The 15,871-nt window shown below is 67.0% G+C and carries 9 protein-coding genes and 1 pseudogene; 8 read left to right on the top strand and 2 right to left on the bottom strand.

From position 1 onward, the window contains the following. The first annotated feature begins 947 nt into the window (after positions 1-947). The 8 genes from ACIRO3_RS36625 (at position 948) to ACIRO3_RS36590 (ending at position 12,091) form a co-directional block, all read left to right on the top strand. Positions 948-3,365, top strand: a complete 2,418-nt coding sequence (locus tag ACIRO3_RS36625) for an RICIN domain-containing protein (RefSeq protein WP_404144064.1) — start codon at positions 948-950, stop codon at positions 3,363-3,365. Positions 3,366-3,668: 303 nt separating this feature from the next. Further along, positions 3,669-5,618, top strand: a complete 1,950-nt coding sequence (locus ACIRO3_RS36620) for an RICIN domain-containing protein (RefSeq protein ID WP_404144062.1) — start codon at positions 3,669-3,671, stop codon at positions 5,616-5,618. A gap of 475 nt (positions 5,619-6,093) precedes the next feature. Beyond that, complete coding sequence (locus ACIRO3_RS36615; RefSeq protein WP_404144060.1) at positions 6,094-7,242, top strand: glycosyltransferase family 2 protein; 1,149 nt, start codon at positions 6,094-6,096, stop codon at positions 7,240-7,242. Between the two features lie 65 nt (positions 7,243-7,307). Beyond that, the gene (locus ACIRO3_RS36610) at positions 7,308-8,486 is read left to right on the top strand and encodes an aminotransferase class III-fold pyridoxal phosphate-dependent enzyme (protein WP_404144058.1); all 1,179 of its coding nucleotides are present in this window, start codon (positions 7,308-7,310) and stop codon (positions 8,484-8,486) included. Positions 8,487-8,533: 47 nt separating this feature from the next. Next, the gene (locus tag ACIRO3_RS36605; protein WP_404144056.1) at positions 8,534-9,535 is read left to right on the top strand and encodes a zinc-binding dehydrogenase; all 1,002 of its coding nucleotides are present in this window, start codon (positions 8,534-8,536) and stop codon (positions 9,533-9,535) included. Continuing rightward, complete coding sequence (locus ACIRO3_RS36600; protein WP_404144055.1) at positions 9,532-10,803, top strand: MFS transporter; 1,272 nt, start codon at positions 9,532-9,534, stop codon at positions 10,801-10,803. The genes ACIRO3_RS36605 and ACIRO3_RS36600 overlap by 4 nt, the downstream gene beginning before the upstream one ends. Beyond that, complete coding sequence (locus ACIRO3_RS36595; RefSeq protein ID WP_404144053.1) at positions 10,800-11,468, top strand: HAD family hydrolase; 669 nt, start codon at positions 10,800-10,802, stop codon at positions 11,466-11,468. Before ACIRO3_RS36600 ends, ACIRO3_RS36595 begins: the two co-directional genes overlap by 4 nt. Before the next feature lie 8 nt (positions 11,469-11,476). Continuing rightward, on the top strand, positions 11,477-12,091 hold the full coding sequence (locus ACIRO3_RS36590) for a DUF1349 domain-containing protein (RefSeq protein WP_404144051.1): 615 nt from the start codon (positions 11,477-11,479) through the stop codon (positions 12,089-12,091). A 154-nt stretch (positions 12,092-12,245) separates the two neighbouring features. Here ACIRO3_RS36590 and ACIRO3_RS36585 read toward each other — a convergent pair whose 3' ends face one another. Together ACIRO3_RS36585 and ACIRO3_RS36580 are read right to left on the bottom strand one after the other, a co-directional pair. Continuing rightward, complete coding sequence (locus tag ACIRO3_RS36585) at positions 12,246-14,651, bottom strand: M4 family metallopeptidase (protein ID WP_404144049.1); 2,406 nt, start codon at positions 14,649-14,651, stop codon at positions 12,246-12,248. Positions 14,652-15,013: 362 nt separating this feature from the next. After that, positions 15,014-15,871: pseudogene (locus ACIRO3_RS36580) on the bottom strand (beta-galactosidase); the annotation flags it as partial.

The following is a 15,871-nucleotide window of genomic DNA, read 5'->3' as shown; positions in this document are numbered from 1 at the left end:
CACAACGGCTACCGGTCGGCGGTGGTGGTGAGTGAACATGTCGTTCCCTTTACTTGGACGGGTCGCACAACAGCGGCCAGTGAGACACGTGCGAGATGAAGAGACTGCGGGCAGGCCGTCGTTGTGCTCGCTGTCCGGCCGGGGCCCGGGCCGGGGAAGCCTGGTGGGTGAGGGCTCAACGGTCGAACCTCGCTCGATGCGAACCAGATGATCGGCGGATTACCCCCGGAAGGAATCCACCACAGTCGCCCTCTTTCAAACTTGATGCAACAGAGGGAAGCGCTGTTTCCGTCATAAGTCAACAGGGTGGTGCGGTGTGGCCCGGCCGAATGTCGCCGCTTCACAGGGCCGGCGCGACGCCACTCGGCGCCCGTATTCACCCCGGAACGAGTACGGTCCGCAGCTTCACCGGGGGCGACTCGGACCAGCAGACCACTTCTGCTTCTACTCGTCAGTTGCCTTGACACGGCCCGGTGCCACTTCGACACTCTCCTCGACCGGCATTGTTAACGTAAACACGGAGAGGGGAAACACGCCCGTAACCATCTGCCCGTTAGCCTCCCGCCCTCTCCCCCACGACTGGCTGAGTGACCCCATGCCGAGCTTCCTCATTCGGCGCACGCGCACACAAGTCGGCCGGTCCGCCATGCGGACCCAGCCCGCGCGCCCGGGCCACTGCGCACGCGGCCCGCACGGCTGCATCAGCTCGTCACGCTGGGCCGACAAACACCGACGGCACGGCCGCGGAGTCCTCAGGCCTACGGCCACAGCAGGCATCGGCACGAGTTGACCCGTCAAAGCGCCCCATCTACCCCCTCGAGACCGCCCGCCAAGGCTGGACGCAGTTCCGTCGGCCTGCCCTCCGCTGAACAGACCCGGCCCGGCCCGGTCTGGCCGCACCCATCCGCGCCTCCTCCCAACCGCCCCCACACGACTGGAGAACAGTGGTGCCTGCCATCAGAAGAACACCCATCGGATCGCACCGCCGAAGGCACGCCGGCCTCGCCACGTCGGCCCTCGCCGTCGGCACGCTGCTCGTCGGCGGGGCGGTGTCGCCTCCCGCGGCGGCCGACCCGCCCGAGCCGCCCGGTATGACCGTCCGTCTCGACCCCGGCTACCAGCAGCAGCCGTTCGAGGGTTGGGGCACCTCGCTCGCCTGGTTCGGCCATGTGACCGGCGGCTGGCCCGACGCCCAGCGCAATCGGCTGGCCGACGCCCTCTACAGCGCCGACGGACTGGGTTTCACCGTCGCCCGCTACAACATCGGCGGCGGCGACAGCCCGGAGACCGAGCCCTACATGCGCGTCGGCGCAGCCGTACCGGGCCACTGGAACCGCCCCGGAGCCGAGACGCCCGACTGGTGGAACCCCGACAACCCCGATCACTGGAAACCGGACGCCGACCCCAACCAGCGCTGGTGGCTCAGCGCGGCCAAGGCTCGTGGTGCGGACACCTTCGAGGCGTTCTCGAACTCTCCGCCCTACTTCATGACCAACAGCGGACAGGTGACCGGCGCGGTCAACCCCAGTGACGACAACCTCCGCTCCGACCAGTACCAACGCTTCGCCGCCTACCTTTCCGGGGCCCTGCGTCGTGTGCAGGACTCCACGGGCGTCACCTTCGACTCCGTGTCAGCGATCAATGAGCCGAATACCGACTTCTGGCGCGCCGGCGGCCGCCAGGAAGGCTCCCACTGGGCAGTCGACTCCCAGACCCGCATGATCACCGCCCTCCGCTCGGAGCTGGACGCGAAGGGGTTACGCACGCCCATCGCGGCGATGGACGAGACGAACCCGAACACGTTCCGGGCCAACTGGAACGCGTACGCCGACTCGGCCCGCTCCGCCATCGGCAAACTCAACACCCATACCTACGGGACGAACGGCCGCACCGGGCCTCGCGACATCGCCAAGGGTGCGGGCACCCCTCTGTGGATGTCGGAGGTGGACCTTGGCGGCCGAGGTCCGCAGAGCTTCACCGACATGAGCCCCGCCCTCGACCTCGCCGGTCGGATCACCGACGATCTCAGGGAACTGGAGCCCCGGGCCTGGGTGCTGTGGCAGGCGGTGGAGGACTACGAGAACATGACCCCGGCCCACGAGAACTCCAACTGGGGCCTGATCCAGACCGACTTCACCCCGGTGGACGCCGCACGGGAGCCACTGCGGAAGAACAAGAAGTACTGGGCGATGGCCCAGTACAGCAGGTTCATCCGGCCTGGGGCGCGCGTCATCACCACGGACGACGATGCCACCTTGGCCGCGGTGAGACCCGGCGGCCAGGGCGCTGTGGTGGTCCACACCAACCCCACGCACACGGCCCGAACGGTGACCTTGGACCTCAGCGCCTTCCGGACGGTCTCCCCGCAACCGGTCAAGCGCTACACCACAGACACGACCAAGAACGTCCATCGGGAAGCCGACCTCACCACTTCGGGCAAACGGCTCACGGTGACCCTGGGACCCGACTCGGTCACGACCCTCGTCATACCAGGCGCATCCGGTGTGAACAACGAGGCGACCGCCATCTCCTCCACCGCCTCCCGCCTCCTCGTCAACGCCAACAGCGGCATGGCGCTGGCCGCTACCACACTCGACAAGAAGGTGCTGGTCCAGACGGTACCGAACCACGGCGACACGGCGCAGCAGTGGGTCCTCACCCGTTCGGTACCCGGAGACTGGAGCAGCACCGCTTCGTATCGCGTGAAGAACGTCAGGAGCGGCACACTCCTCGGCGTCGTCGGCGGCGCGCTCGCCTTGGCCCCTCCCGGACCGTCGGCCAACCTGCGGTGGATGCTTTCCACCACCGGCGACGGGCAGTACACCCTGGTCAACAGCGCTACCGGTACGCTCCTCGACGTCACCGGTGCCTCGACCACGGACGGCGCCCCGGTCGGCGTCCACCCGCCCACCACGGGAAGCAACCAGAGATGGGCCTTCCGCGGCCCGACCGACTGGCAGGCACTGCAAGCTCGGCACAGCGGCAAGTGCCTGGACGTGACGGGCGCGTCCACGGCCGACGCCGCTCCCGTCACCCAGTACACCTGCAACAACGGACCCAACCAACAGTGGTCCCTGCGCACCGCCCCGGACGGCCACGTCAACGTCGTGGCGCGACACAGCGGCAAGTGCCTGGACGTGACGGGCGCGTCCACCGCTGACGCCGCTCCCGTCACCCAGTACACCTGCAACAACGGACCCAACCAACAGTGGTCACGGGTCGAGGCGGGCGGGGGCTACGTTCGTCTGGTGGCCAGGCACAGCGGCAAGTGTCTCGACATCGCCGGCGCCTCGCCCGCCGACGCCGCGAAGGCTGTCCAGTACACGTGCAACGGGGGAACCAACCAGCAGTTCCGAACAGGATGAGGCCCGCTGCCGGTGACGGGACTCCTGCTCGTCACCGGCAGGGGAGCACGTGGCCGGCCGGCCGAACTCGCCCATGACACAAGCAGGTTGGCCGGAAGGCGACCAGCGGGCGCTGAAGCATCAGCTTCACCGCACACCGCATGTCACAAGTGTTTACGAGCTGTTGACATTACGTCCTTTCGTGAGTCAACCTCTGGACCAATGTTGATTCACGCGCATAAATGTTGGTTAGTGTGCCAATTGAGGGCGGGATGCCTCTCATTGCCACAAGCCATCGAGTGCGCGATGACGTCAGGGATCCACATGCGAAGAATCCGATCCATCCTGGCAGGCCTGAGCCTGCTTCTACCTGTCCTCGGTGTCGCGTCGGCGGCGATGGCCGCACCCGTCACGACCGAAACGGGCACCCAGTTCCCGGACACCACCGGGGCGGGGGTCCAGGCCCACGGTGGTGGTGCACTCAAAGTCGGCGAGTACTACTACTGGTTCGGCGAGGACCGCGGTGAGGACAACAAGTTCCGCTACGTCTCCGCCTACCGTTCCAAGGACCTCAAGGACTGGGAGCCTCGCGGCCATGTCCTGACCCAGGAGGCCGACCCCGAGGTCCGTTCCGCGGTGATCGAGCGTCCGAAGGTCCTCTACAACGGCAAGACCAAACAGTTCGTCATGTGGATGCACAAGGAGGCGGACGACTCCTACGGCGAGGCGAGGGCCGCAGTGGCGGTCTCCTCCACAGTGGACGGCCCGTACGAATGGAAAGGTTCCTTCCGCCCGAAGGACGCCTCCGGGGCCGAGCACATGTCCCGCGACATCACGGTGTACGAGGACAAGGCCGCCGGCAAGGCCTACATGATCTCCGCCGCGAACCACAACGCCGACCTCCACATCTACGAACTCAGCGACGACTACACACAGGTCAAGCAACTGGTGGCGAATCCCTGGCCCGGTCAACACCGGGAGTCGCCCGCCCTGTTCAAGCGCGGGGACGTCTACTTCATGCTCACCTCCGGCACCAGCTACTGGGACCCGAACCAGCAGAAGTACGCCACCGCCACCAGCCTCGCAGGTCCGTGGTCGCCGATGAGGGACGTCGGCAACCACAACGGCCACCACTCGCAGACCACCTTCGTCCTACCGGTGGAAGGCAGCGAAACCACCAGCTTCCTCTACATGGGAGACCGCTGGGCGGGTACGTGGTCCAATCCGAACCGGGTCAACGACTCCACGTACGTGTGGCTGCCATTGGAGTTCCCGGACGCCACGACCATGAACCTCCCCTGGTATACGAAGGTCTCCATCGACACGCAGACCGGCCGGGTCTCGGGCTCCGGAGGCGACCCCCTCAACACGATCACCGGGAAGAAGAGCAGCGCCTGTGTGACCGTCCCCGGGAGCGTCTCCGACAACCAGGCACCCGTCACTCAGGAGTCATGTGCCGGCGGGCTGAACAGCCAATGGCGATTCACGGACAACGACAACGGCTACGTCCGTGTCCTCGCCCAACACAGTGGTAAATGCCTTGACTTGGCCGACAACTCCACCGCCGACGGAGCCGAGATCAAGCAGTACGACTGCGGCTGGGGAAGCAACCAGCGCTGGCGCTTCGAAAGCCTGGTGGACGGCCATGTCCGCATCGTCTCCAAGTACAGCGGCAAATGCCTCGACGTCCAGGGCGGGTCCACCAGCGCCGGCGCCAAGATCGTCCAGTCGGAGTGCAACGGCTCGACCGGTCAGGCCTGGAAGGTCGGCACGCCCAACAAGCCGACCGACCCCACGGACCCCGCCGATCCGACCCACCCCGGAACGGCCGAACAACACCTCACCACCTCGGTCAACCCCGGCGTGCTCACCATGTCCACCACACCGGATCCCGTCCGACTCCCCCCGGTCGACTTCGGCAAGGGCGGCGCCTCCACCGGCAACCTCAACGCGATCACCGTCAAGGACTTCCGCGGCGGCACGACAGGCTGGTCACTCACCGGAAAGATCACCGACTTCACAAGCCCCCGGGGCAAGATCGAATCCGACCGACTCACCTGGACACCCACTTGTTCCACCAAACCGAACAGTCCCAGCACCTGCGTGGCGGGAAGCGCAGGGACCATCGGAAAGGGCGGCGCAACCCTCGCATCCGCACCCAACAGTGACCTGACCGGCGGCGAATTCATCAGCAACGCAGGCGTGTCCCTCGACGTTCCCACGTACACACCCGTCGGCGACTACGCCGCGACACTCACCCTCACCCTCCTCTGACCGCGCCCGCGTGCCGGACGCCACGCGTCCGGCACGCGACTCGTCGCATCCGCCTCGCAACGTACCTGCTGCCTGCTGCCTGCTGCTGCTGCTGAAGTGGGACCTCCCGGCGTTCCTGCGGCGGGACGGTCCCCTTTGGGGCAACCAGGGCATTCAAGCCGACGGACCCATGCGATCGAGACGACATTCGGTCGGAGCTGTTGCGGCGCGGACTTCACGCAGAGGCCCGTTCACGCAGGTCGGGTCGCGGATGCTCGTCCAGGCGGCGTCGCGGAGCTTGCTTGACAACGATCCCGCAGTGCGTTCAGGCTTCCATCCGTTGATCGCTTTTGTGTAGACACGTTGAATACTGAGGGTTATTGGCAGTTCCCCCTGCCACCTTGCCCCGATTCTCCATGTCGTCAGCCCAAATTCGCGCACTCGGAAGCGGGATTCGCTCCATGCTCCGACGTCGCTCCAACGCGTGGGGGTCCTCTTGCGTAGCAGCATCATCGTGCCGATCCATCAATCGCCCGCAGTCCTCTCGCTCTTCCTGGAGTCGCTGAGGCTGACCGTCGAGCCGGACACCGAACTGATCATGATCGACGACGGTTCGGGGCCCGAAGTGGGCGAACTCATCGAGGAGTTCGCCCGTACTCTGAAGACCGAGCGACTCGGCGCCGTCACAGTCGAGACCGTGCACAACGTGAACCCCCGTGGTTGCGGACAAGCTCTCAACCAGGGCTTGTCCCGAGCAGAGGGCGACCATGTGTTCTTCGTCGACTCCGACCTGATCCTGGCATCCGGCTGGCAATCGGGGATGCTGCGGACCCTGCACGAGCACCCGGCGAGCGGGATGACCGCCGGTGTGCTGCTGTACCCGCACACCGGTGGAGTACAGCACTGCGGCATCACGTTCAGCGAGACGCTGGGCCGGCACCTGTTCCTCAACTCCCGACCCGAAGACCTGCCCGGTGCGCCGTACACGGTTCAGTTGGCTGCTTTCGCCCTCTTCGCGATGACTCGGCAGGTCCGAAACGACATCGGCCTGCTGGACGAGCGGTACTTCAACGGATACGAGGACTTCGACTACCAGATGCGGGCCAGGACGCTCGGCTACCGCACGGTGATCGACCCTCGGGTCATCTCCTACCACTGGGAGCTGCGCAACGGTGTCCACCGGGCGGGGAACCGCAAGAGCAACCTCGCACGGTTCTGGAAGAACTGGGGCGACCGTGTCCACAACGACGTGATCCCCCGCTTGGTCCAGGCACTGACGAACACACCCGACCTCGGGCGCTTCGTTGCGCTGGATCTCGCCGAGACCCGTACCGACGCCGCCTGCGTCTGGGAAGCGCTCGCCGCCGCAACGCCCCTCGACCGGCACGCGGTGCTCGACTACTCCACGAAAGTGGACGGGGAGCGGCCCATTCTCCTCCCCCATCTGCTGCCGGCCGCCCTCCTCACCGAACCGAAGCCCTTGCTGATCCTGGTCGAGAACTTCGTCCGCCTGCTCGACAACCACATGTGGCTGGCTCAGCGCCTACGGACTCAGACGGGGGACATCGTCATCGACCTGCACGGCAACAGAGTGGGCCTCGAGGATCTCCACTCCGGCTGCTGGCCGGGGGCCAAGGTCCGGTGACGAGCGATCGAATGGCCGGCCCGGATCGATCGGCAGGCCTCTCCTGGCTCCGCACGGTCGGCCGCGTGATTCCCGCCGGATGCAGCACCCTGGCCAAGACCCCTCACCGGCTCCTCCCCGGGCGGGGTGCGATCGTGGCGGTGCGGGCCAAGGACGCCGAGTTCACCGACCTCGACGGTCGTACCTGGTTGGACTGCGAGATGGCCATGGGTACGGCGACATGGGGGCACGCCCGCCCCGAGGTCACGGAAGCGGTGAGTGGGGTGTTGGCGCGGGGCACCGCGTTCTCCGTGGCGGACCCCCTCGAACTGGCCCTGGCCGAGCGGCTCCTGGCCCGATTCGGTGTCTACGAAGCGGTGAAGTTCGCCAAGAGCGGTGCCGATGTGGTGAGCGGGGCGGTACGGATCGCCCGCGCGGCCACCGGACGCGACCTCGTCGTGGCGACCGAGTACCACGGATGGCACGACTGGGCAGCTCCATCGCACTACTGCGCACGGCCCACTGCGCTCGGCATCCCGCAGGCCGTGGCGGCACTGACGCTGACCACCCCGCCAGGCGACCCCGAGCGCCTCCTGCGACTCCTGCGCGAGCACGCGAGGAACGTTGCCGCCGTGGTGGTGTGCCCGAACCGCTGGTCTGCCGACCACCTCGGCATCGTCGTGGACGCGGTGCGTTCCGTGGGAGCGGTCGTGATCTTCGACGAGGTCACGTCGGGCATACGAATGGGCAGACGAGCCACGTGCGGTGAGGTCGACGTATGGCCGGACCTGCTGTGCCTCTCGAAGGGCATGGCGAACGGACTCCCGCTGGCCGCGATACTGGGCCACCGCCGCCTGGTGATGCGTGCCGAGGACGTACGCATGAGCAACGCCCACTCCAGCGAGTCACTGGCTCTCGCCGCCGCACTGGCCTGCGAGGACCTCATGGACGCGGCCCCCACCTGGCCGTCGTGGCGCGCGCGGACCGTCGACATGATGGAAGCCCTTCGGGCGAGGATCGACGTCCTCGGCTTGGGCGGACACATCGAACTTCGGGGCGACCACTCGAGTTTCTCCCTGGGCACGGTCGGCGCACCCGATTTCTGGACGGACCCCTTCCGCACGCACCTGCTGGATGTCCTCACCGACTGCCGGATCTTCACCAAGGGCTACTTCGTCTTCTCCGACCGCCACACACCCGCACGGCTCGACGAGGTCGAGCGTGCCATTGACACCGCCTTGACCGACTACGGACACCACAACTGAACGGAGGCCGGGAGTTGCGAGCTCTCGTCTATGCAGGAACGGGCCGGATGGATCTCGTCGAAGTCGAGGAGCCCATCCTGCGAGCACCCACCGACGTGAAGGTCCGGATCGCCATGACAGGCATCTGCGGCACCGACCACAAGATTCTCGCGGGCAAACTCGACGTGGCCGAGATCGGCACCGTCCTCGGCCACGAAGGGGTGGGTACGGTGGTGGAAGTCGGTGACGCAGTGAGAAACCTCAAGATCGGCGACCGCGTCATCATCAACCCCACCCAGTCCTGCGGAATCTGCCGCAACTGCCGACTCGGTGCCTACTGCTACTGCTTCGCCTTTGACGACCACCAGGTGGGCTTCACTCTCGCGGGCACTTTCGCCGAATACTTCGTGGGCTCCGCACAGTACCTCTACCCGATCCCCCAAGGGATGAGCTGGCAGGTCGCGAGTCTCATCGAGCCGTTGGGCTGCTCGCTGAACAGCGTCCTGAAGTCCAACCTGCAGCCGCACGAGTCCGTCCTGGTCATCGGCTCCGGCGCCATCGGACTGCTGTGCCAGAGCATCACCCGCCGATTGAGTCGCCTCACCGTGGCCACGGAACCGAACGCGTTCCGCCGCGCCTTCGCCGAGCGCTTCGCCCACCACACTCTGCACCCGGACGAACTCACGCCGGAGAGGATCGCGGAACTCACGGACGGCAGGAAGTTCGACGTGGTGATCGACGCGGTGGGCAACCAGCTGACCGCGGCGATGTTGGCCGTCGCCAAGGGCGGCCGAGTGGTGCCGATGGGCTACGACGACACGTACCGGGTCGAGATCGCGCCCACCAGGCTCATCGACGACGGGCTGAGCATCATCGCGGCCGTCCCGCTGCACGATGCCATAGGCCCCGCCATCGACTTCGCCGCAGACCTTCCGGAGCTCGCTCGGATGGTCACCACGGAAGTCGACATGGAGGACTTCCGAAGCGCCTTCGCGGCGACCATGGGTGACGATCCGGCAACCGGACTGAAGGTCGAGGTCACATCCGTCAAAGCGGTGATCCGCTCGTGAAGCGCCCCCGCTTCGTGGCACACCTTCACCCCAACGCCCGGTACTGCGTCTACACGGAGCCGTTCTGGGCGATCTTCGGCACCGCCGCGCTGTACTACGCGACGCTGTACATGGAAAGCGTCGGCCTCAGCACGGTGGCCATCGGCGGAATCCTGTCGGTCAATCTCTACGTCGCGTTCCTGTTCCAGTTGGTGGCAGGTGCCCTGACCGACAGGATGGGCAGACGTCGTGCCACGTTCTGGTTCGACGTCACGTCCTGGGTCGTCCCGATGTTCGTGTGGGCCTTCAGCAACAACATCTGGTTCTTCCTCCTGGGCTATCTGCTCAACGCGTCCTCCAAGATCGTCAACGTGTCCTTCTGGCTGCTGGCCACCGAGGACAGTCCGGAAGAGGACCGGGCTCGAATCTTCGCCGCCATCAAAGTGGTGATCATGTTCGCGGGCCTGCTCGTACCGATCGTGGGGTTCTGCATGGGCAGGTACGGCACGGTGCCGAGCCTGCGCGTGCTGTTCTTCGTCGGCGGTCTCGCCATGCTGCTGCACAACTGCCTGCGTCACTGGTACACGGTCGAGACGCAGGCGGGCGTCGAGGCCAGGAAGCGCCAGGCCGGCACACCGTTGTTCCGGAGCGTGATCGACAGTGGCCGGCTGCTGTGGGCGGCCGGGCGGCACAGGGCGCTGCGGCGTCTTGTCGCCATGTACGTGCTCAGCTTCGTCGCCGTCCAGCTCAACGTGTTCCTGGCCGTCCACCTCACGAAGAACCTCGGGTACAGCGCTCTGGTGGTGGGCTCGGTGCCGGCTCTCGGCGCGGTCACCGCCCTGCTCTGCTTCGCGGTCGTCATGCCTTGGGCGTCAGGGCGGGCCTCGGCGAACACCATGGCACGGTGGTCACTCGTCGCCAGTCTGACGGGCTGGACACTTTTCCTCACCCTCGGCCCGGGGAATGTCGCCTTGCTGTGCCTGTGCACCATGCTCACCTCGGGCGGCCCGTTCCTGGTGGAGTCATACCGTGATGCGGGCGTGGTGAGCTCCGTACACACCTCGGAGCGAGCCACGTTCTTCGCGGCCGTACAGACCTTCACCGCCGTGGTGTCCATTCCGACCGGTTACCTGTCCGCAGTGCTCTTCCAGACCCGTCCGCTGCTGCTGTTCGCGGCGATCGCCACGCTGTACGGGGCCGCCGCACTCTGCACGTTCGGCCGGCACACCGCCTTTCAAGCCGATGTTCGACTCGTCCCCCACCGCGCGGAGGCGGTGAGCAACCCGTGAGCGCGGACGAACGAGCCCTGGTGCTCGACTTCGACGGACTCGTCGCGGACACCGAAGTGCTCTGGCTGGCCGTCCTCACCAGGCTCTACCGCTCCTTGTCCCAAGAACTGCCGTACGACCTCTACATCGCTTCCATCGGCGGCACACTCCAGGACTTCAACCCCTTCGAGGACCTGGCGGCCCGATGCGGGACGATCAGCGCGGCCGAGCTGGAGTTCCGGGGCGAGAGCCTGTTCCGAACCTGGATGACGTACGAGGCGCCGCTACCGGGAGTCCGGCGCCTGGTGACGCAGGCGGAACGACTCGGGCTGCCGCTCGCGATCGCGTCCAGCTCCCGCTCCGCCTCCGTGATACCCCACCTCGAGAGTTTCGGACTCCTCGATTCCTTCAGCGCGGTCGTCACTTCGGAGGACGTGCCGCGGGTAAAACCCGCGCCGGACCTCTACCTGCGTGCGGCGCAGCGCCTGGGCGTCGCGCCTGCGGGCATCCTGGCTTTCGAGGACTCCTACCGGGGAGTTCGGGCCGCGACAGCGGCGGGTGCCGTCTGCGTGGCCGTGCCGCACGTCCTCTCCCGGACCCACGACTTCAGCGATGCGGCCCTGCGCCTGGACTCGCTGGCGCTGTGCGACGTGGAAGAACTGTTGTTGCTCCCCGCCGACAGGTGAGAACCGTGATGAAGCCAGTGCACATGTCCGCGTTGCCCTTCACGCTGATACCGCGCGGGCCGGCCGGGGCTCGGTGGAGCACCGACGGCGAGGCACTGGAGGTCGTGTCGGCGGCGATGAGCGATCTGTTCCTCGATTCCACTGCTGCGCCCGGCGAGGCGTCGGCGGACCTGACCCGCCTGACCGGGGAGGTGGAGGGCCCTTTCCAACTGGCCGCGCGGGTGACCGTGGACTTTCGGAGCCGGTTCGACGCGGGCGTCTTGGTGGTGTGGGTGGACCCGTCCACGTGGCTCAAGCTCTGCTTCGAGCTCTCTCCGGCCCACCGGGGAAGTGTCGTCTCCGTGGTCACCCGTGGTGTGTCGGACGACGCGAACTCCTGGCACGTTCCCGGAAACACGGTCCGCCTCCGTGTTTCCCGAATGCGGCATGCTTTCGCGCTGCACAGCTCGCACGACGGCCGAACCTGGGAGCTCGTCCGAGTGTGCAGCCTTGGAGTGGCGATCGACCGCCCGGTGGAGGTGGGCTTCCTCTCCCAGTCACCGACCGGTGCCGGCTGCCGGGCGGTGTTCGAGAACATCACCTTCACGACCCGAGAGTTGTCGAACACGCGGGACGGCAGCTGACCTCGACGGACTCCTCGCCCCGTTCGCATCTCACGCGACCGGCCCGAGGTGAGGGCGGTGACATGGGCGAGGTGGGCGACGCGCTTGGCGAAGATGACCCAGGGCTTCGGTCCGCTCACCCCCGCCACCACGCCCCGCCCTCGGTCCGCGACGTTCAGGGGTGCACGGTGAGTGCGGTGTCGTCGATCAGGAAGTGGGTCGGAACGGCCAGATCCTCCGAGGCACTGAGATTCAGGGTCACGTACTGGCCGGCGACCGAGCCGAGGTCGATCGTCTTCCGGACGTAGTCGGCGCTCGCGTCCAGGTTCGAGTACGTCGCCAGCGGGACGCCGTTGGCCCGGACGTTCAGCTTGTCGTACGGGACGGAATCGGTTTCCTCATTGGTGACGACCCTCAGCCAGAAGGTCGCCGTCGCCTTGCAGCCGTAGGGAACGTAGACGGTCTGCGTGATGGTTTCCGTGGTCGTGTCTCCGTTGCCGCCGAGCAGGGTCTTCCACGAGCCGGTTCTCGAAGGGAGCCAGGAGTTGTCGTTGGTGATCAGGGACGGGTCGCTGTTGGTGTTCCATGCCGTGGCGCCCGACTCGAAGCCCGGGTTGTCGAGCAGTTGTGTGGTGGTGCAGTTGCCGGGCGTGTAGACGAGCCAGGTGAACGAGACCGTGTCGAGGGCCTCGGCGGAATCCTCGACGGTGAGGGTGACGGTCGTGTTGCCGTCCGTGGTGGGCGTGCCGGTGATCTTGCCGGTCGAGGAGTCGAGGGTCAGGCCGGCGGGCAGCGCGGTGGTCTTGTAGGTGAGCGTCGCCCCGGGGTGGCTGGTGACGGCCTGGATCCGGAGGTCGACGGGCGCGGTGGTCGTGGACACCTGATTGCCGGGGTCGGTAAGGGTCACACCCTGCGCCATGCGCGGTCCCACGTTGACGGCGGCCCAGGCATTGCCGACGTTGTTGTGGACGACTCCGTTCTTCCCGTACAGATCCGCGGCCGCGGCGAGGGTGGCGGTGCGTGCGGCGGCGTAGTCGGTGCTCGACGTCATGTACGTCGTCAATGCTCTGAACCAGATCTTCACGGCGGCTTCGCGACCGATCGGGTTGACCGGCTTGCCGTCGTAGGTCGGCGAGTCGTAGTTCACGCCGTTGACCAGCTTGGCCCCGCTCCCTTCGGAGGCCAGGTAGAACCAGTGGTTGGCCGGTCCCGAGGAGTAGTGGACGTCGAGCTGGTTGATGTTCGGGTACCAGTGGTCGGCCGAGCCGCCGTCCTTGGAGGGCTTGTCCATGTAGCGCAGCGGGGTGCCGTCGTCGTTGAGGTTGATCTTCTCGCCCTCGAAGTAGTCGCCGGGGTCGGATGGGTTGTTCGCCCAGAACTCGACCGCGGCGCCGAAGATGTCGGAGGTGGCCTCGTTGAGTCCACCGGACTCACCGCCGTAACGCAGGCCCGCGGTGGCGGAGGTGATTCCGTGTGACATCTCGTGCGCTGCCACGTCGATCGAGGTGAGGGGGTTACTGTTGTAGGCGCCGTCGCCGTAGGTCATACAGAAGCAGTGGTCCCACCAGTACGCGTTGGAGTACGCGTTCCCGTAGTGCACCCGGCCGGAGGCGGCGACCCCGTCGTTCCTGATGCCGTTGCGGCCGTGGACGTCTTTGAAGTAGTCCCAGGTCAGCTGGGCGCCGTAGTGGGCGTCTACTGCGGCTGACTGGTTGTTGCCCGGGCTTCCGTCGCTCCAGACGTCGTCGACGTCGGTGAACAGCGTGCCGGCCGCTTGGTCGTCGTCGGAGTGGCCCAGGTCGGTGGTCCTGTTGCCCCCTCGGGTGTCGTCCTTGAGGAGGTGGTTCCCGTCGGCGCCCGAGGTGCCGAGTGTGACCTGGCCGCCGTACTGTCCGTGGCCGGTGCCGTTCATGACTGCCTGATACTCGTGGATCTTGTCGCCGGTGTTCGCGTCGGTGACGACGTGCAGCTCGGAGGGTGCGCCGTCCCGCTGGCGGCCGCCGACGACGGTCTCCCAGGCCAGAACGGGCTGACCGGAGGCCGCCCAGATGACCGCGCGGGGGGACTTCATCTCCGCGGGATTGATGCCGTCCGTCCGGGCCTGGCTCTCGGCGAGGGACCGTGCGGAGTCGGCCGTCTTTCGGGCCGTGGTGGAGTTGAGGGAGATCGTGGCGGGGCTCGCCTTGGTGACGTCCTTGACGCTTCCGGCCGGGGTCGTGTGGACCACCAGGTCGCCTCCGAGTACGGGCAGTCCGGCGAACGTGCGGTCATAGCGCGTGTGCAGGGTGCCGTCGGCATCCTTGGTGACGGACTTGGGCACGAGCGCCTCACGTTCGCCCAGTCTCAGCGCCTTCGCCACGCTCGCCCAATCGGCGGCGCCTGCCAGGAGCGCGGCACTCTGGTCAGCGGTCAGCCGAACGTTCATGGCGCCCGCACGCGCCTCGACGGCGCCGGGCCGCGCCGTGGCGCCGGGGACGGCGGTGGCGGTCGCGGTCGCGGTCGCGGGCAAGCCGACCGCGATCAGCGCGGCGCTTGTCATCAGCGCGCCCGACATGGCCAGTTGGCGGAGGGTACGTCTCAACGTGACTCCTGATGCGCGGGGCCGACAGCCGTCGGCCTGAGCGGTCCAGGCGGACCCGACTTGGTCCGTCCGGGCGGAGCGGGTTGTGCGCGGGTGGCATCGAACTGCGGCACATTGCGCATGCGTTGGCAGGGACGATGCCCCATGGCCCCAGTCTGACATGTTCACGTAAACATAGCGATGTTGATCAATGAACCGGCCTGAACCGATCGCCCTGACGTCGATGTGGAGAAGCGCGGCTGCGTGAGCGCCCTCGCGAGCGCCGTGCACCTCGGCACCGCGGCCCCTCGGCACTGCGACTCCTCGGCATCACGGCTCCGCGGACAGCGCGGAGCCGCCCCTGCGAGCCCCTTCCGGGCGAGCTACTCCTCGACGGGGCCGAGGTCGGGCGTCTCGCGGAAGGCCACGGTTCGGGCGTGGTCGGGAGCATGTAGTTCGAGTACGACGACCTCGTTGGTTCCCGTGCGCAGGACCGGGCCGGGAACGTACAGGGTTCGCTGGGGGCCACGGGACCAGTAGCGGCCGAGGGCGAAGCCGTTGACCCACGCCACGCCCTTGGTCCAACCGTCGAGGTGGAGGAAGGTGTCGGCCGTCCGGTCCACCTCGAAGGTGCCGCGGTGGAAGGCCGGGCCGGTGGGCACCACCTCCGCGTCCTGCGCGGCGCCGAAGGGAAGAGCCGCGAGTGAGGTGAGCGGCAGGGGCCTGCTGGTCCACCCGACGAGGGGGAACCCGTTCAACAGCACTCGACCGAGCAGACCCTTGCGGTCGTGGATGCCCGGTCCGTAGTTCACCCGGCCCTGGTTCTCCACGAGGATGGTCAGGACACTGCCGGGGCGCGGCACCGAGAAGGTGAGGGAGTGCTCGTGGGACTCCCGCTCCAGTACCCCCACCGGCTGACCGTCGAGGAAGACCTGGGCCCGGTCACGCACCAGTTCAAGGTCGAGAAGAACCGGGCCCGCCTCGGGCAGGGAGGTCTCGTACAGCACGAAGCCGAAGTCCTGCCCCAGCTGCTCCATCGTCCGGGGCCTCCAGGACGCGACTTCGTTTCCGAGGAGCGAAGCACAATCCAACAGGCCAATGCTCTCGGGCAGGGTCACCCCTTCCACGACGAGCTTCTCCCCACTGGCGGGCAGGGGCTCCGTCGGGACGGGGGCGTACTTGGCGATGACCTCTCGGAAGGCGTTGAACTTCTCCGTCGGGTCACCCGCCTCGTCGAGGGG

Origin of the sequence: Streptomyces sp. NPDC102278, assembly GCF_044766345.1 — a bacterium.
Classification (GTDB): Bacteria; Actinomycetota; Actinomycetes; order Streptomycetales; family Streptomycetaceae; genus Streptomyces.
The sequence above is the reverse complement of the archived record's forward strand: the minus strand, read 5'-3'. Positions and strand labels throughout refer to the sequence as shown.

Excerpts from the sequence above, each read along its gene's own strand:
- ACIRO3_RS36620 (WP_404144062.1), top strand. The coding sequence starts at position 3,669 with ATGCGAAGAATCCGATCCATCCTGGCAGGCCTGAGCCTGCTTCTACCT.
- ACIRO3_RS36590 (WP_404144051.1), top strand. The coding sequence starts at position 11,477 with ATGAAGCCAGTGCACATGTCCGCGTTGCCCTTCACGCTGATACCGCGC.
- ACIRO3_RS36605 (WP_404144056.1), top strand. The coding sequence starts at position 8,534 with ATGGATCTCGTCGAAGTCGAGGAGCCCATCCTGCGAGCACCCACCGAC.